The sequence below is a fragment of the Sporosarcina pasadenensis genome (assembly GCF_047228845.1).
Taxonomy (GTDB): Bacteria; Bacillota; Bacilli; order Bacillales_A; family Planococcaceae; genus Sporosarcina.
On sequence record NZ_JBFEGM010000004.1, the window covers coordinates 211,466 to 229,591 of the forward strand.

General features: G+C 44.6%; 16 protein-coding genes. 4 read left to right on the forward strand and 12 right to left on the reverse strand.

Translation table 11 applies throughout. The annotated features are described in order from the left end of the window. The first annotated feature begins 3 nt into the window (after positions 1 to 3). Together AB1K89_RS07915 and AB1K89_RS07920 are read left to right on the forward strand one after the other, a co-directional pair. Positions 4 to 651 (forward strand): acetoin utilization AcuB family protein, encoded by a 648-nt coding sequence (locus tag AB1K89_RS07915; protein ID WP_413054223.1) that lies wholly within the window; start codon positions 4 to 6, stop codon positions 649 to 651. Then, complete coding sequence (locus tag AB1K89_RS07920; protein WP_413054224.1) at positions 651 to 1,805, forward strand: acetoin utilization protein AcuC; 1,155 nt, start codon at positions 651 to 653, stop codon at positions 1,803 to 1,805. The genes AB1K89_RS07915 and AB1K89_RS07920 overlap by 1 nt, the downstream gene beginning before the upstream one ends. An 83-nt stretch (positions 1,806 to 1,888) precedes the next feature. On the opposite strand, the gene ccpA is transcribed toward AB1K89_RS07920, so the two are convergent. Together ccpA and AB1K89_RS07930 are read right to left on the reverse strand one after the other, a co-directional pair. Then, positions 1,889 to 2,887: a catabolite control protein A gene (gene ccpA / locus AB1K89_RS07925; RefSeq protein WP_413054225.1), complete on the reverse strand. Its 999-nt coding sequence runs from the start codon at positions 2,885 to 2,887 to the stop codon at positions 1,889 to 1,891. Positions 2,888 to 2,988: 101 nt separating this feature from the next. Then, complete coding sequence (locus tag AB1K89_RS07930; protein WP_252503200.1) at positions 2,989 to 4,071, reverse strand: bifunctional 3-deoxy-7-phosphoheptulonate synthase/chorismate mutase; 1,083 nt, start codon at positions 4,069 to 4,071, stop codon at positions 2,989 to 2,991. Between the two features lie 140 nt (positions 4,072 to 4,211). Here AB1K89_RS07930 and AB1K89_RS07935 point away from each other — a divergent pair, with 140 nt between their 5' ends. Beyond that, positions 4,212 to 6,362 (forward strand): cell division protein FtsA, encoded by a 2,151-nt coding sequence (locus tag AB1K89_RS07935; protein ID WP_413054226.1) that lies wholly within the window; start codon positions 4,212 to 4,214, stop codon positions 6,360 to 6,362. A gap of 57 nt (positions 6,363 to 6,419) precedes the next feature. Here AB1K89_RS07935 and AB1K89_RS07940 read toward each other — a convergent pair whose 3' ends face one another. The 9 genes from AB1K89_RS07940 to AB1K89_RS07980 form a co-directional block, all read right to left on the reverse strand. Then, complete coding sequence (locus AB1K89_RS07940; protein WP_413054227.1) at positions 6,420 to 7,058, reverse strand: YtxH domain-containing protein; 639 nt, start codon at positions 7,056 to 7,058, stop codon at positions 6,420 to 6,422. A 149-nt stretch (positions 7,059 to 7,207) separates the two neighbouring features. Then, complete coding sequence (locus AB1K89_RS07945; RefSeq protein ID WP_413054228.1) at positions 7,208 to 7,693, reverse strand: DUF948 domain-containing protein; 486 nt, start codon at positions 7,691 to 7,693, stop codon at positions 7,208 to 7,210. Positions 7,694 to 8,590: 897 nt separating this feature from the next. Then, complete coding sequence (gene murC, locus AB1K89_RS07950) at positions 8,591 to 9,904, reverse strand: UDP-N-acetylmuramate--L-alanine ligase (RefSeq protein WP_413054229.1); 1,314 nt, start codon at positions 9,902 to 9,904, stop codon at positions 8,591 to 8,593. 140 nt (positions 9,905 to 10,044) lie between these two features. Then, on the reverse strand, positions 10,045 to 12,840 hold the full coding sequence (locus AB1K89_RS07955; protein WP_413054230.1) for a DNA translocase FtsK: 2,796 nt from the start codon (positions 12,838 to 12,840) through the stop codon (positions 10,045 to 10,047). Positions 12,841 to 12,955: 115 nt separating this feature from the next. Further along, entirely contained in the window at positions 12,956 to 13,561 is a 606-nt protein-coding gene (ytpR, locus tag AB1K89_RS07960; RefSeq protein ID WP_413054231.1) for a YtpR family tRNA-binding protein, read from the reverse strand. Then, complete coding sequence (locus tag AB1K89_RS07965; RefSeq protein ID WP_413054232.1) at positions 13,558 to 14,376, reverse strand: DUF1444 domain-containing protein; 819 nt, start codon at positions 14,374 to 14,376, stop codon at positions 13,558 to 13,560. Before AB1K89_RS07965 ends, ytpR begins: the two co-directional genes overlap by 4 nt. 72 nt (positions 14,377 to 14,448) lie before the next feature. Beyond that, positions 14,449 to 14,964, reverse strand: coding sequence for a hypothetical protein (locus AB1K89_RS07970; RefSeq protein ID WP_413054233.1), 516 nt, complete (start codon positions 14,962 to 14,964; stop codon positions 14,449 to 14,451). Between the two features lie 74 nt (positions 14,965 to 15,038). Beyond that, positions 15,039 to 15,557 carry a DUF84 family protein gene (locus AB1K89_RS07975; RefSeq protein ID WP_413054234.1) on the reverse strand — a complete coding sequence of 173 codons (519 nt, stop codon included), beginning with the start codon at positions 15,555 to 15,557 and terminating at the stop codon, positions 15,039 to 15,041. 72 nt (positions 15,558 to 15,629) lie between these two features. Continuing rightward, positions 15,630 to 16,703 (reverse strand): M42 family metallopeptidase, encoded by a 1,074-nt coding sequence (locus tag AB1K89_RS07980; RefSeq protein ID WP_413054235.1) that lies wholly within the window; start codon positions 16,701 to 16,703, stop codon positions 15,630 to 15,632. A gap of 185 nt (positions 16,704 to 16,888) precedes the next feature. Here AB1K89_RS07980 and AB1K89_RS07985 point away from each other — a divergent pair, with 185 nt between their 5' ends. Continuing rightward, complete coding sequence (locus AB1K89_RS07985) at positions 16,889 to 17,203, forward strand: hypothetical protein (protein ID WP_413054236.1); 315 nt, start codon at positions 16,889 to 16,891, stop codon at positions 17,201 to 17,203. Between the two features lie 77 nt (positions 17,204 to 17,280). Here AB1K89_RS07985 and AB1K89_RS07990 read toward each other — a convergent pair whose 3' ends face one another. Next, positions 17,281 to 18,126, reverse strand: a complete 846-nt coding sequence (locus AB1K89_RS07990) for a YtnP family quorum-quenching lactonase (protein ID WP_413054237.1) — start codon at positions 18,124 to 18,126, stop codon at positions 17,281 to 17,283.

Sequence of the window (18,126 nt, forward strand, 5' to 3'; positions counted from 1 at the left end):
CTAGTGTTAATTGAAGAGATTATGAAAAGGGAGGTCATCTCCCTTTCACCTGAACATACTGTGAGAGATGCCTTGACAATCATGCAGGAAAATAAAATTCGGCATCTCCCGATCGTTTCGGATGCTAAAGGCCTCGTGGGAATCGTAACGGACCGAGATCTGAAAGAAGTGGTCCCTTCCCTCTATTCCGATTCTCGCGATGTAACCGTTTTCAAGAAACCCTTATCTGAAATCATGACGACAAATACAATTAGCGGCCATCCAATGGACTTTGTCGAAGAGGCGGCAGTCATATTTTATGATAATCAAATCGGTTGTCTTCCGATTGTCTCCAACGGGAAGCTCGTCGGCATCCTGACGGAAACGGATCTATTGTATAAGTATATCGAGTTGACCGGGGTACATCAGCCGGGATCCCAGATTGAAGTCCGTGTACCGAATATACCCGGCATCCTCTTTGAAGTGTCCAAAGTGTTCCATGAGCATAAATTGAATGTGCTTAGTGTTCTCGTATACCCCGATAAGGAAAATGAAAATAATAAAATTCTTGTAATTCGCGTCAAGACGATGAATCCGCTCAATGTCATAGATGGCTTGCGTAAAAATGGATTTGAAGTCTTGTGGCCGAATGTTCCTGGCATTGACCTATGATGAGAGATGCTGTTTTCATTTTTTCGGAGGAGCAACTTGGCTATTCATTTTCGGACACCCACCCTTTTAATCAGAAGAGAATTGTTTTGACATTGGATCTTTTGAAGAAAAGTGATGCAATCTCGGATGATGACATCATCATCCCGAGAACCGCGACTGATGAGGAATTATTATTGGTCCATGATGCGAAGTTCATCGACATTGTGAAAAGAGCCGGCCGGGGACTCATCAGTGAAGATATCGGTTCCGTTTATGGCATTGGAACGGAAGACACCCCCATCTTCCCGAATATGCACGAAGCGAGTGCCATGCTTGTCGGTGGGACGTTGACGGCAGTCGATGAAGTGATGGAAGGAAGGGCGAAATACGCATTGAACTTGGGTGGTGGACTCCATCATGGATTCCAAGGAAAGGCATCTGGATTCTGCGTATATAACGACAGCTCGGTCGCCATCAAATATATTCAGAAGAAATATGGCGCCCGTGTGCTCTATATTGACACGGATGCACATCATGGAGACGGCGTGCAATGGACCTTTTACGACGATCCGAACGTCTGCACACTTTCCATCCATGAAACTGGTAGATATCTTTTCCCCGGGACGGGTGCTGTCACTGAACGTGGGAATGGCGAAGGTTACGGGACGTCTTTCAATTTCCCGATTGATGCATTCACGGAGGACGAGTCGTTTCTAACCATTTACAAGACTGCAATTGAAGAGGTCGCCGCTTATTTCAAACCCGACGTCATCTTGACCCAAAATGGAGCGGATGCACATTATTTCGACCCCCTCACCCATTTGTACGGAACGATGAAAATATATGAACAAATACCACGGATTGCACGTGAAATTGCCGATCGCTATTGTGATGGCCGATGGATTGCTGTCGGCGGCGGCGGATATGATATATGGCGGGTTGTCCCGAGAGCATGGTCGCATATTTGGCTAGCTATGAAGCAACTCCCGGTTCCTACAGGGAGGTTGCCGAAACAATGGCTCAATGCTTGGCAAGCTGAGTCCCCTGTACCTTTCATCGAAACGTGGGAGGATCCCGATCCGTTGTACGAGCCGATTCCAAGGAAAGCGGAAATTACAGAAAAGAATGCTCAAATGCTCGATCGCGCTTTACATATTGTGAGGAGTCAGCAATAGCGGTGCCTAATCGAGCCTTGGTGGGAATAAATGAGCCTTGGCGTGAAAAAAAGCTGTTCCGGAATTTTATCCGGAACAGCTTTTCATTTCGTTGATTGGCGTACTTCTTTATGGTAAGGCAGAATGACATTTACATCATCGACTTCCTCACCGTTCATCAGTTTCGTCAACAATCTCATCGAAACCGCGCCCAAGTCATATAAAGGGACGACGATGGCTGTCAATTGCGGCCTTACTGCACGTGATAGCAATGAATGTTGGAAACAGATCACTTCGTAATCATCCGGCACCGAATAGCCATCATCCCTAATTCCATTTAACACACCAACTGCAATTTCATCATTGCCTGCAAAAATGGCGGTCGGCTTCTCTTCAAGTTCACGAATAACGGTCCATTTTTCGTAAGCGTCATCATACGTATTATCCGTTTCTATGAAATACTCCTCAATGAGAGGAAGGCCTGCTTCCTTCAACGCCCTCTCGTATCCGACTTTCTTACATAGGCGATTGATGTCCCTGGACATCGGTCCGCTTACATGTACGATACGCTCATGTCCATTTTCTATCAATTTCTTTACGGCTTCATACGCCGCTTCCTCATGGTCAATGTTCACCGTCGGCAATTTCGTGTCATCCCCTAACGTGCCAGCCAAAACAATTGGCACATTTGCCGTCGCCATTTCAGATCGGATTTCCTCTGAGAGGGAATCGCTCATGAAAATGAGGCCATCAACCTGTTTGCCGAGATGATCTTCTAATAGCTCAACTTCCCTTGTCGCCCGCTTATCCGAGTTGGATAAGATGATATTGTATTCATACATCGTCGCAATATCTGCAATGCCTCGGGAAAGTTCGGCATAATAGCTTTTTGAAATATCCGGAACGATGACACCCACCGTTGTCGTTTTTTTACTAGCAAGCCCTCTCGCCACTGCATTTGGACGATAGCCGAGGCGCTCGATACACTCGAGGACCTTTTTTCGTGTTGCCGGTTTTACGTTCTGATTCCCGTTCACAACACGAGAAACAGTAGCCATGGAAACATTCGCTTCCCTTGCTACATCATATATAGTAACTGCCATTGACGAATCTCCTTCCCATCAGTATGTATTCGCTTACTTTCATTATAAACAAAACACCGGATCCTTGAAAGGTCCGGCGTTGTTTATAGAATAATACAAACTTAGACAGTCTGATGGGTGTTCATGAATCTTTCAATTTCCGCATAGAACTCATCGAACTGTTTAATATCCATTTGCTGTGCCGCATCGGAAAGAGCAACAGCCGGATCAGGATGCACTTCCGCCATTACACCGTCCGCTCCGACGGCAATTGCCGCTTTTGCAGTCGGAAGCAACAAGTCTTTTCTGCCTGTCGAGTGAGTGACGTCCACAAATACAGGTAAATGTGTTTCCTGTTTTAAGATCGGAACTGCAGATATGTCCAATGTGTTGCGTGTTGCCCGCTCATATGTACGGATTCCACGTTCGCAAAGCATGATCTGGCTATTCCCTTTGGAAATGATATATTCAGCTGCATTGATGAATTCATCAATCGTCGCCGCCAATCCACGTTTCAGGAGAACCGGTTTATTCACCATGCCCGCTTCCTTCAGCAATTCGAAGTTCTGCATGTTGCGTGCCCCGATTTGGATGACATCGATATAATCGAGAGCCTCTTCCAAGTGGGAAGGCGTAATGATTTCCGTAACGATAGATAAGCCTGTTTCATCAGCGACACGCTTCAAGATTTTCAAGCCTTCGAGGCCGAGCCCTTGGAAGTCATAAGGGGATGTACGCGGTTTGTAAGCGCCGCCTCTTAGCATCGTCAACCCTTTTGCTTTGATTGATTGAGCAACTGCAAGAACTTGTTCGTATGATTCAACGGCACAAGGTCCGAAAATGAAAGTCGGTTCCCCATTTCCGATTTTTTGTCCATTCACATCTACAATCGTGTCTTCAGGCTTGCGTTCACGGGAAACAAGCAATGCATTGCGTTGCTCATCTTCCTGAATCTCAAGTGCCGACATGAAGATACCTTTGAAAATCTGTTCCAGAATCCCGTTTGGAATCGGTCCTTTATTCGATTGGACCAAGGCGTTGAGCATTTCCCTTTCACGGATCGGATCATACCTGTTGACACCTTGCTTTTCCTTCACTCTTCCAATTTCTTGGACAACCGATGTACGTTCATTGATCAAGTCCAATATTTTGGTATTCAACTCATCTACTTGACCCCTAAGCTGATCTAAATCATTTTGTCTCATCATTACGTCTCCTCCCCGCACATATCATTCCCTTTTCGAAGAAGGAATTCTATGTTACATTTTTATATAATAGTCCAAGTATAAAGAAAAGTATTTGAAAAGTCACGTCATTTTTATATATTGTCTAATTTTCTTAGTATTTGACGAAAAAGAGGTGTGTTATTCTGTCGAACAAACTTTTTGCACTCGATATCGGTACACGTTCTGTCGTCGGCATCATCTTGACCGAACAGGATGGCCGTTATCACGTTGCCGATCTCGTCACGATCGAACATAAGGAACGGTCGATGATTGATGGGCAAATACATAATATTGTTAGCGTCGCCGCCGTCATATCCGAAATAAAGTCCATACTGGAGGAACGACACGGGACTCTAAAGAGAGTGAGTGTTGCTGCCGCAGGACGTGCGTTGAAAACGATGGAAGGTTCCATGACGATTGACATCGCAGGGACATCACTTTTCACTTCGGAGGATATAAACCGACTCGAATTGGCCGCGGTCCAACAAGCACAACAGAAATTATTATCTTCTGCATCCACTACTGACGATTATTATTACTGTGTCGGCTATTCAGTCCTTCATTATAAGCTTGATGGGGATGAAATTGGCAGTCTGATCGATCAGGCAGGCAGAACCGCAACAGCTGAAGTCATTGCGACATTCCTCCCTCGCGTAGTCGTCGAGTCGCTTCTATCCGCATTGAAGCGTGCAAATCTTGAAATGGAGGCTTTGACACTCGAACCGATTGCCGCTATCAATGTTCTCATCCCCCCTTCCATGCGCAGATTGAATGTCTCTCTCGTCGATATCGGAGCAGGAACTTCGGATATTGCCATTACGAATAATAATACAGTCGTCTCGTATGGCATGGTTCCTATCGCAGGGGATGAAATTACGGAAGCGCTCAGCAACCATTATCTTCTTGACTTCCCGGTAGCTGAAATTGCAAAGCGCTCTCTTGCAACAGATGAAACGATTACAGTGTCCGATATTCTCGGCTTTGAACAGCAAGTGCCCTCTTCGGAAGTCATAACACTTATCAAGCCTTCCATCGAGAAGCTGGCGTCAAGCATCGCAGAAGAAATCAAAAGGCTTAATAATAGTAAGTCGCCGCAAGCCGTCATGGTTGTCGGCGGCGGGAGTCTCACGCCTCTTTTGACAAAGGAATTGAGCATCCGACTCGACTTGCCTGAAAACCGTGTCGGCATCCGCGGCCTCGATGCTTTGGCAGACATCACTTTATCAGATGGCATCGTCTCCACACCTGCCCTCGTTACGCCAATCGGCATCGCGATTGCAGCAAGACGGGCACCAATCCATTATATGTCGGTAATTGTAAATGAAAAAACAATCCGTTTGTTTGAATTGAAGGAGATGACAGTCGGGGATGCATTGCTTGCTGCAAATATAAAAGCTAGACAATTGTATGGCAAGCCAGGATTGGGGATGTCGGTTACTTTGAACGGCAGCCTCATGACGATTCCTGGCGAACATGGCAGACCTTCCATAATACTGCTGAACGGGAAACCCGCCAGTACGAAAGATTTCATTTCGAACGGCGATGAAATTACTTTGGAACGTGGATTGGATGGAAAGGATGCATCCGCAATAATTCGCGATTTGATCGGTGATTTTTCTCCAATCGAAGTGACGATCAACGGACGTGAACATACTATTGTGCCAAGTATAGAATGCAATGGCATTCCGGTTGGGCTTGATACCGTTGTGAACGATAGAGATGAAATATATTATTCTCATTCAACGAAACTGAATAATGTGCTATCAGAAATCGGCATTGAAACTTTCGAGCCTTTCCAAGTTTACGTGAATAATAAAAGTGTCATTTTGGAAAACTTGACTCCACAATACATTGTTGGCAATATGCCTGTTCCTTTGGATCATCGTCTCAAAGCTGATGATGAAGTCCGTTTAGAGATGCAAACTTATCCTACCGTCGGGGAAGTCATTTCTTCATTGGAGAAATTCACTTTTGCAACAGCGAGTGTAACATTCAATGGCGAACCGGTGACGATGATGAACATTGGAGCTTCCATCCTATTGAATGAGCAACAAGTTGATACTTCCACAATCGTCCACCCAGGGGACCGGCTTATAATACAAGAGACGGTACAAAGGCCATTTCTGTTCAGTGATGTTTTCCTATTTATCGATTATTCGTTGCCAAAAACTGCATCTACTTCCTATCAGCTGTTACGTAACGGAGAGCCGATTGGCTTCAATGATCCTGTTTACAGCGGGGACGCACTCGAAATCCGATTCGGCACCTGACAATCCTAGAAACGAAAGAGCCAGACAACCCATTCAGGGCTGTCTGGCTCTTTACTATCATTTTTCTTTTTCGACAGAAATATGATTTTGATTCACATTTTTATCTTGTCCGAAGTTCTCGCTATTGTCATAGGAAACATCGCTATTCTTTGTCGATTGATCCTTAGCGTCTTTTTTATCCTGCTCCGTTGAAGTTCCGACGAAGTCGATAGCCTCTTCACCTTCGGACGACGCTGTTCCATCATCCATTGGCACAGATGTTTTATTTGCCATCGATTTCACTTTATCGACAATCTGGCCGGATTGTTCTTGAATCGTTTTCGTCAAGCCGTCAGTCTTTTCCTTTGCCACAGAAGTGATTTCTGTCGCTTTATCCTTCGCTACAGTACTCAATTCGATTCCCTTATTTTTCAGTTGAACAGCTTGCTCCGAGAAATCGTCGCGCATTTCCCTGCCCGTTTTCGGTGCCAAGAACAATGCCGCTGCCGCGCCAATTACGCCACCAACGAGTGCTCCCAACAGGAAGCTTCCTGCTCCGGAGTCGTCGTTATCATAGAAATCATCCGTATTGGAACGGTATGGATAGCTAACAGGCAGCTGGGATGGCTCACCAAAAGTGTTCTTATATTCTTGGTTCCCGTAATAGTGGTGATCGTATTGCGCATCGTTATAGTTCGGTTTTAATTTATCAGTCATGTGAATTCCTCCTATATGTTTTTTTCCCGCATCATCTGTCTGTTAAACATTCGCTTACGTGTATGCTCAACAGACAGTCCATGAAGGATTGGTTCTACTAACAATCGGCAGGAACCCCACCGATTGAAGTTTCCCTTTAGGCGGTCATATTAGCGTACATCCGGACCAGGCAATCTCTTCTGTCCAGTGTCAGGTTTATAGACAGTCCATCCTGATGATCTTTCCGCTTTCATATCTTTCACTTTGCCGATGATGCCGAATGCGACATTGCTCCATTGAACGACTTGAGCTATTTTATCACTGTTCTTCTCGGCTTCGACAGTGATTGAATTGGTGACTCGGCGAACTGAGCTATTCAAGTCGCTGACAGAGTTTCCTACACCTTTCACTGCATCAACGACAGTGTTCAATTTTTCGGATTTCTGTTGAATATCCTCGGCAAGGGCATTTGTCTTATGAAGAAGTTCCGTCGTTTCAGACGTGACCCCTTCCAACTGGTTCGTCAAGCCATCCAATGTTTCGGAAACGCTTCGTAATGTCGTTTTCAATGAACCTAATGTCATTGCAAGGCTAATGCATAAAATCAAAAATGCGATTGCCGCAACGATTGCAGCAATATACAGTAATACTTCCATGGCAATCCTCCTCCCGATAAACATCCATAGATAATTTCTACCCTATAAATGAAATAAATAAACGCCGCCTACTCTAACCTTTTTCGACATCTTTAGCAAATCTCCTTCAATTTTTCCGAAATAAATTATTTCTGGATATTAAGTATATTGATTTACACGTCATTGGATAGATATATGGAATGCTGGAAGAACCGCGCGATTTGATCTGAAGAGTAGACAAGGAGCTTCCTTAAAAGACGGTTCTATATCAAATGTTGGGGTGAAGTGATCTGCACGTCACTCTTTCATTTAGGTTTAGCTTAGAATAATGTTGATTTGCGCTCAGGCGGACGCTTTCTGCGGGCACGGCATCAGCCAATCGAACAGCGAAGGGTTCGATTTGTCTAATTTCTGCGTTTTGTGCAGAAATTAGACAGCACCCCTATGCTCGTAACGCTACGCTTTTACTCGCAAAAGCCGTTCTTCGTTACGGCTTTCGCTCAGTCCAGGGTCTTCTGCTCGTGCTGTTCCCGCAGGAGTCGCCGCCTTACGCTCCAATCAACGAATCTCTTTTAAATCAATATCGCAGTAAATTAAATCATTAACCTAAATGAACCCCGATTTCTCCATATCGAATGTTCAATAATATCTTTGCTTTAAAGTTGCCATATCCTCTGTGGTCTTTGCCCAGTCAAACCATTTTAAGTATTCCTCTTTCAGTACATATGCCCTCTGCAATTTCATTACACAAGCCTAGATAACGATCTAAATACCAACGGTGATTACGCGCATTTTTTTGTTGAATTTGGTGAATACCCCAATAAATATTATAGATCCTTTTAAAAGAAAAAAGACTGTAGTCAAACGCCGAAATTTCCGGAGTTTGGTCTACAGTCTGACAGCTTGATCCGAAGGGGATCAGGCTGTTTCTTCTTTTTTTGTATGTTCGGCGAAGACATTTAAATACTTTTGAATGTCGCCCGCTCCCATGAATAGATAAACTGCATTTCCGTGCTCATCGAGAACATCGATGTTATTCAAATCGAGATGCTTTGCTCCAGGGATTTTGCCGACGAGGTCATCGATCGTCAAATTGCCTGATTTTTCCCGGGCAGAGCCGAAAATGTCGCATAAATAGACGTGGTCTGCAGCTGATAGGCTGTCTGCGAATTGCTCAAGGAGAGCCGCGGTGCGCGTAAACGTATGCGGCTGGAAAATCGCGATGATTTCCTTGTCGGGATACTTCTGCCTAGCTGATTGCAAAGTCGCCCTAATTTCCGTCGGATGATGGGCATAATCGTCCACAATCGTGCGGCCGAATGATTCCGTTACAGTGAAACGTCTTTTGACGCCATTAAAAGTCGCCAATCTCTCTTCAATGCCTGCAGCCGGAATTCCCTCATAGTGGCATAATGCAATGACACCTAAGGAATTCAAAATTCCATGGTCACCCGCCAATGCGATGCTGAACGTATGGTAGTATTCGTTTCGCACATACACGTCAAATGTTGCGCCCTTTTCCGACTTAACTATGTTTTTAGCAGAGAAGTCATTCACTTCGTCAAAACCATAGAAGACAACAGGAACATTCGCTTTGATTTGCGGTAAATGAAGATCATCACCGCAAGCAATAATCGCTTTCTTTACGCGCAAAGCCATTTGGCCGAATGCATCCATTACATCATCCAAATCCTTAAAATAATCAGGATGATCAAAATCAATATTGGTCATAATCGCGTAGTCAGGCTCGTAGGCAAGGAAATGACGTTTATATTCGCACGCTTCGAAAACGAAGTATTCGCTGTCCTCGACTCCTTTGCCTGTGCCATCACCGATTAGATAGGACGTCGGTGCATTCCCGGCCAAAACGTGCGCCAACAACCCAGTTGTTGATGTCTTTCCATGAGACCCCGTAACACCTACAGAAATGGATTTCTTCATATAGTTGCCTAAGAAAACGTGATAGCGTATTACTTCGATGCCTAATTCGTGTGCTCTTACGATTTCGGGATGGCTGTCGGGGAAAGCATTCCCCGCAATAACAGTCATCCCAGGCTTAATATTATTTTCATCAAAAGGTAAAATCGTTATTTTTCTTTCATGCAACGGGTCTTCCGTAAAGAAATACTTCTCCACGTCGGAACCTTGCACTGTATAAGATGAATCATGAAGGATCTGTGCAAGGGAACTCATTCCCGATCCTTTAATTCCTATAAAATGGTACAATGTCATAATGCAACCTCCCGGGATCATAAATGTTCCCACACTATGGTTCATCAGCCAGGAGCAAACGCCCAACAGCCAATTCCCCATTCATTTTTTAGTAATCTCTATTCCCAATTCCATTTCAAGTGAATCGTTAATCAAATTTATTACAAGTCAACCGGCTTTTCATTACCATTCAAAAAATGGTTAAGCTCACTTTCTGTCAAATAGACTTCCCGTGCTTTACTTCCCCTTTGCTCGGAAATAAAACCTAATTTCTCCATGCGGTCCATCAGTTTTGCGGCACGGTTATAGCCGATGCTGAAGTTACGTTGCAATAAGGAAGTAGAAGCACTGCCTTGTTCGATAATGAACTTGCAGGCATTGGCGAATAAAGGATCTGACTCCTCTTCTTCCATTGTGTTCGCCAATAAGTCCTCTTGGCCGAATAAATAATCCGGCTCCGCTTCGTTCTGAACGTGTTCTATTATACGTTCAATTTCGGCATCCGTGACAAATGTACCTTGTAACCGCATTGCAGAAGATTGACCGTTTCCAAGATAAAGCATATCGCCTTTTCCTAGAAGTCTTTCAGCTCCCGGTGTATCGATGATTGTACGGGAGTCAATCTGGGAAGAAACCGAAAATGCAATACGGGTCGGGACATTCGCCTTGATCGTCCCGGTAATGACATCGACGGATGGGCGTTGTGTCGCAATAATCAAGTGAATGCCGCATGCTCTTGCTTTTTGGGTGATTCTGCTGATTGAAACTTCCACGTCTGCAGGAGCCATCATCATCAAGTCCGCCAGCTCGTCAATGACGATGAGCAAGTAAGGCAGTTTCAAAGAAAATTTGCGGTCCTTCTCTGCCATTTCATTATATCGTTCAATATTTCTCGCTCCGACATGCGCAAATAGTTCATATCGGCGCTCCATTTCACCGACCGCCCATTTCAAGGCAGCAGTCGCGGCCTTAACGTCTGTGATGACTGGGCTCAACAAATGCGGTATTCCGTTAAAAGGAGCCAGTTCCACCATTTTTGGATCGATGAGCAGCATTTTCAAATCTGCAGGTGAAGCTTTATACAATAAACTGATTAAAATTGAATTGATGCACACAGATTTTCCTGATCCCGTTGCTCCGGCAATCATTCCATGCGGCATTTTACGCAAATCCAACGTTACCGGCTCGCCTGTCAAGCTAAGCCCTAGAACCGCTTCCAATGGAGATTCCGAGTCTTGGAACCGTTTCGTTTCGATCACTTCCGAAATCCGGACGGCCCTCGGCTTCCGGTTCGGGATTTCGATTCCGATCGAGCTCGTTCCCGGAATCGGCGCCTGAATCCGAATATCCTCCGCCGCAAGAGCCAACTTCAAATCATCTGTTAAATTACGGACCTTGCTCACTTTCGTTCCGTGCCCAACTGTCAACTCGAATCTCGTGACAGTCGGTCCTTGCACTGCTTCAATGACGTTTGCCTGCACTGCGAAATAGGAAAGCGCCTCTTCCAGCTTTTCTGACTGGGACTGGAGCCATTCCGAATCTTCTATATGCTCCTCAGGCTGAATAAGAAACTCTTTCGAAGGGAATGCATAATAAGGTTGGTCTTCCAGCTCTTCCTGATCCGCGTCTAGGTCGTGTTCGGGTTCCGTTTGTACAGCAGCTGCTGTTTCAACATCACCTGGTTTAGATTCCAATACAGGCTTACTGTTCACTCTTTTTTCGCGTTCCTCATATTTCAATTTATCATTTTTCAACATGAGGACATTGAAAGGCACTATCTTTTCTTTTTTCTGTACAGGGCTGCGTACAGGATCAGAAGCGTCTTCCATTCTCGTTTCCGTAGCATGGACAGTCGGAGACTCTTTCTCATTAGAGGTTTCCGAAGAACGTTCATACGTTAGCTCTTCCACTTCTGGAGCTTCCGGAGTCTGTTCATACTTGAATTCTTCGATTATCGGTTGCGGATCCACTTCGACCTCTTCCTTAGCCGTTAGTTCCGGATCAAGCCCAGGTTCATGCTGTTCTACAGCCTCTGATTCGTATAACTCACCAAGATGTCCGTCCATTTCAACCGTAATCGTTTCTTCCACTTGGTCAACCGCCGATTCGAATGATTCAGCTTTGAAATGTTCCTCTTCAACAACCTCTTCCACATGGACTAAATGACGTTCATCCATTACCGGAAGCTGACCGTCGCTCATTCCCATTTCGTTTTCGGGCTCATCCAATTCCGCAAAACTCTGATCGGCCGGATGATCACTATTCAGCACTTCTTCTTTATCCAAAGTATGTGCATGATCTACTAAATCAATGCGGTTATTTTCTTCTTCCGCCACTATTTGTCCATTAGTGAAGTTAGCATCGTTTTGATCAAATGTCGAGTCGGTATGGGTTAAATCATTAATTTTTTCGGTTCCAGTATCCCACTCGTCGAGCATGGCGTGAAAATTCTTAACCTCTGGTCTCGAATAGCCATAGATCGGTGACACCACTTCAGTCGGTGTGAACGGACGGCTGCTCCGTTTCCGGATAATTGTCGAACTATTTTTCTCTTTATCTTCTTCGGCAGGCACGGCGTCCTTTTTAGGAGCTAGTCTCGGGATTGCTTCCGGTTCGAGTTCATGCTTCTTTTGATACTTCAGCGGAGCTGTCGCACGATGGATAGTCGGTTTTTCGTTTCCTCCTGGCCATCTTTCATTTTTATATAACGGAACAGGTTCGAACCCATCGTCTTCAAGTTCCGTAATTAAATTACCCGCTTTTCTACGTTCGTTTTCCGGATCGGGTTCCCAGCCATAGATTTCAGCATCGGTAATGATTGGAAAACGGAAAGCCGGCTTTTCAATTCGTACTTCCTCTTCTTGCTCTTCAAGTTCAATGTCGATTAAATTTTCTTCATATTCTTCATTTTTATCTGTATCAAGTATTCGGTTCATCATTTTTTTAATCCAAGTCAAATCTATCACTCTCTTCAAGTCGATCATTCTATTTTAGCAGGTTTTCGACGATTAAATCAATCGTATGGACAAAATAAGAAAAACGTACTGCATGGGGCAGTACGTTTTTCTAATGTCATATTGTAAAAGAATCACCGGGAGTCGCATCTGCACCAAGGACCATAATCCCTTTTTCAGCAGGAGCATTTGGAATGCCTAGTTCCTTAGCTGAACAAATCATTCCCGAGGAAGCGATTCCTCTGAGCTCCGCATCTCTGATGACCATTCCAGAAGGCATGACCGCCCCCACTTTCGCCACGACGACTTTTTGGCCTTCTTCGACATTTGGCGCACCACAGACGATTTGAAGTGTTTCATTTCCCACATCGACTTTGCACACACTCAATTTATCCGCATTTGGATGCTTTTCTTTTGCTACGACGTGCCCGACTACGAACTTCGGAGTGAAATCGACATCCAACTCGAGATCCACTCCATTCGACTTCAGCGCTTCTTGCAGCTGATCGACAATTTCTTCCGTCGTTTCAACTTGTCCGTTAACTTCCGTCTTCACATAGTCTGAAGCATTGAAGACGTTGAAACCAACGACTTTATCCGTTGCTGCGTCTTTAATAAGAGCAATATCATTCTTCTTTTCAATTTCACTATTTTCTGGGCGTTCTGTCGTCAATTGAACGAGGAGTACATCGCCCACTCCGTTTTCATTGTAAAAAATATTCATTTCTTTTTACCTTCCTTTCGAGCAACCCGATTTTTTGCCATTATGAAAATCGGTTCCAATTTACCATCTTCATAAATGAATGACAAGGAGGTGACTGGCACCGCCCCGACTGTGAAAAATTGCATCGTCATTTGTGCAAGCACATCATACCCGGTATCATTTCGGATATCGCCGATAATCAGAACGTCCTGATGAGGAACCGAAACGGTCATATGTCCTTCAATATTCTCTTCCATTTCCTTCAGGAAGGAATGATTTAAAATACGACTCGCATCGTAACCGTCATTATTATTGACGAAATAAAACAGGTTTCCTGCCACTTCGTCCTTTTTCATAGTTGTCGGCAACGATCTCACCTTGAACAGTGCTGATTCCATTATTTCCGACTCCGTCATGCCAAGAGATTCAAGCATCGACTCATCGATAAGACGGTATGTAGTACCCAAGTCCAGCGCATAGAAGATTCTTGTCTCCGCTGTATGATCTTTTACAATGAAGCGATCTCCCGCCTTTGACGTTTTTGGGAAGGAAGTCGAACGAATGACGGGATAGATTCCATTTTCTTTCAAGAATCCTTCCGTCTGCTCTTTTTCCATCGCATTGAACGTTTCCCGTATCGTGTATACGATTTCATTAATTGCAGCTTCTTTTTTCGTTTCATATTTCGCAAGGATTTCCGGCAAGGAAATATCCATCCCTCTTTTCAGAATGGAATGCTCCAAACGGACTTTATCAGTTTTCCGATCGAAGCTCCATTGCAAATGCTCGGATGGCAGTTGCTCTTTCAGTAGTTCCACTAATTTTTGTGAATTCATGCCCTTCACCCTTTCTTCAAAAATAAACGGCCGCTCGCCGCAATTGCGCCGGGTGACCGAATCGTCAACGAATTAGGAGCCTTGTTCGATGGAGCGTACAATTTCCATCATTTTGCCCATATTCGCTTCAATATTATTAATCTTAGTAATTGTCGTTATTTTAATTCCGCCTACACTTGCAATGAGCTCGGCCTGATCCTCACCTTTTTTGGCAATCGATGCGAAACCGAAATATCCATCGTCGGTGAACACTTCCTCGAACCTGTCTTTATCCTCTGTTTTTTTCAACAGATCGTAAAAGAGTGTGCTATCCTTTTTTTCATTTGGATTAATGAAAAGAAGGAAAGTTTCATCGCCTTTTTTCATAACGATATTGTGGGCATCGGACTTCTCGTCTACCGTAAATCCGGCTGGTTTATATAATGAAACGCCATGGACTTCATCATTCACATGTTGATCATGCAATTGAAAAGCCTCTTTTGCCGAGAGGATCGCCTCGGTGGCTTGTTCATCGTAAGATTTGCCACATGCGGTTAATACAATTATGGATAGGAGTGCCAGGAATAAGAATTTCCAAAAGCGGAACATTCAGCTTCCTCCAATCGTACATTTTTAATTAAATACCGATACCTATTTTAAAGATAATAACGCCTATATGCAAATTAAGCGTTCTTGTAGTACTTCAATTGACCAATCAATAATTGCATGACGTGTTCGAAAAGCTTATCACGCGTGACTGCATGTGCAGTGAACATCCCGATTGCGCCTTCGCTATGCCGGATGCCGCTAGCTTTAAAATATTCATCGACGACAATTCCCAATTCCCGTCCTTTCAGCAATTCGGACGCGATTTCGTCAGGCAATGGAATCTGCGCTCCTCCGGCTGTGAATGATTTCCCTGAAGGCAACACGAGAGCACCCCAGTTGCAAACGAACATTTCGTCCTCAAGCACCTTCACCCCGCCTTCCAAGCCGATGCCGATAGCCCCAACTAATTCATTAGTGGCATTCGTTGCGCGGTTCAATGCTCCGGCTCTCGTTTCTTCATCGCCAACAGGCTGATCCTTCACTCCGGACGGAACTTTCACTTCGGACACCTTGCTTCCTGGAAAGTGGTTTTCGATAACTGTACGTGCCGCTTTGACTTTCGCTTGATTGGTCGAACCAATGATGAAATTCATGCTGTTCTCCTTTCTGTCCTAAAAAAAGCCACCCTCAATGTTACTTAAAAGGATGGCTGTATCGCAATTCAATCAAACATTACTCTTTATCGTTTCAACAGTCGTTTTATCGCAAGCTTTTACTAATTTAACGAGAAGCTCTTTTGCCGCCGCGTAGTCATCGGTATGGATGATGGAAGCGGACGTGTGGATGTATCGTGAACAGATTCCAATTACCGCACTTGGCACGCCTTCATTTGAAATGTGTACTTGTCCGGCATCTGTTCCACCCATGGAGATGAAATATTGATAAGGGATATTGTTCGTTTCCGCAGTATCAAGAATAAATTCTCGCATGCCGCGGTGCGTCACCATCGAACGGTCGAATATGCGCAACAATGTTCCTTTTCCAAGTTGGCCAAATTCATTTTTATTGCCGGAAGCGTCATTTGCCGGACTCGCATCCAAAGCGAAGAACAGATCAGGATTGATCATCCGAGCGGCAGCCTGCGCTCCGCGTAAACCGACTTCTTCCATGACATTCGCTCCAGAGTAAAGGTTATTCGGGAGCGTTTCCCCATGAACCTCTTTCAACAGCTCGATCGCCAAGCCACAGCCGTAACGGTTATCCCACGCTTTCGCCAGAATCTTTTTGTCGTTTGCCATTGGGGTGAATGGGCAAATCGGAACAATTTGCTGTCCTGGACGGATGCCGATTTTTTTTGCATCCTCTTTATCATCCGCTCCGATATCGATGAGCATGTTCTTAATATCCATCGGTTTATTTCGGATTTCATCGCTAAGCAGATGTGGTGGAATGGAGCCGATTACACCGACTACTGGTCCTTTATCAGTAATAATTTGGACACGCTGCGCCAATAGAACTTGACTCCACCAGCCCCCAAGCGGTTGGAAACGGAGCATGCCGTTATCGGTGATCGCAGTGACCATGAAACCAACTTCATCCATATGTCCCGCAACCATGATCCGCGGACCATCTTCAGGACCTTTACGGACGCCGAAAATACCACCAAGATTGTCTTGGATGATTTCATCGGAATACTTGCCTAGTTCTTCGCGCATATAGTTGCGGACCATATGCTCATTTCCTGGCGCTCCAGGCAGTTCCGTCAATGTTTTAAACATCGTCAACGTTTCATTGTTCATGAGAATTTTCCCCCAATTCGATATGTACTTCTTCTAGTATAGTGCACGAATTTGAAACTTTCCATTATAATATTTAGCTTTCCGAATTAGTTTTTCACTCAAAAATGATTTCCCATTTCAAGAGTTAAACATTTTTTTGAAATATGGTACACTTGGGGAAGATTGATGGAGGGGGTTTCACAGACATGAAAGTGAAAGATTTCATAGCAGGAGTTTTAACAGGTGTAGCTGCCGGACTCGTTGTCAATCAGGCAATCGGAAAGATGAACCCGAACACTCCGGCGGAGCATGTCTTGAATGCCGTGAAGGACGCCTTCAAAATAGAAGGCCCAATTGATGGTTCGTGGATTGTAATGAAACCAGAGCCGTTTACAAACAATGTCCTGTCGATGGAAGTGTACCGCGGCGGCATCACAAGAATCCGTAATGGCGAACTGGAGCAATTCGAATTTGCGGCTAACGCTCAAACAGGCACTGTCGTCGAATTGATTCAAAAATGAAAAAGAAAATATGCATACTAAAAGCAACAGGTGAAGGAGCATAACAATTCCCCTCACCTGTTGCTTTTTTATGTTTATTATCTTGTACGCTCGACCGATTCGGTAATTTCTTTGCCGCCTTCATCCCATTGGACGAGACGGTAAACCGCATCATGGTAGAAGATGAAACGATATCGGTCAGGCAATGCTTCTTTCATGAGCTTTTCCTTCGCAAAGATCGAAGTCATCGGGTAGTCGTCAAAAGCCAACACCCATAACGGATTGCTATGGGCATGCGTCGGCATAAGATCTCCCATATGAAGGAGTGTTTCACCTTTTCGGGTCAATTTAATTACACTATGTCCGTCGCTATGGCCACCCGTATGGATCATTTCGATGCCTGGCAAGATCTCCACCCGACCTTCGAATGTTTTCACTTGATGCTGGACAGGTTCCCAGTTCTCTTTCCAGTATGTATTCCTCGAACGGATATTAGGGTTCCTCATTTCATCCCATTCGACTTGAGATACATGAATTTCCGCATTCGGAAAAACCGACACAAGTTCATCATTCGCATAACCAGTCAATCCTGCAGCATGGTCATTATGCAAATGCGTCATGAGGATCATATCGATGTCAGCAGGCGTCAATCCAAGTTCTGCCAAACTCTCCTCCACTTTCGTCTCGGCACGGACGCCGAGATTGCGCTTCAACTTGTCCGAAAGCTTCCCTTTCCCGATCCCTGAATCTATGAGGATATGTTTGCCTTCATAGGAAATATAGATCGGATCAGTACGAAGCTCGATCAAGTTGTTTTCATCGACATCATATTTACGCGACCATAACGCTTTCGGAACTACCCCGAACATCGTTCCGCCGTCAAGAAAATTGACTCCCCCATCAAGCCAAGCTAGTTTCATATCGTGAAAATTGTATGTATCCAA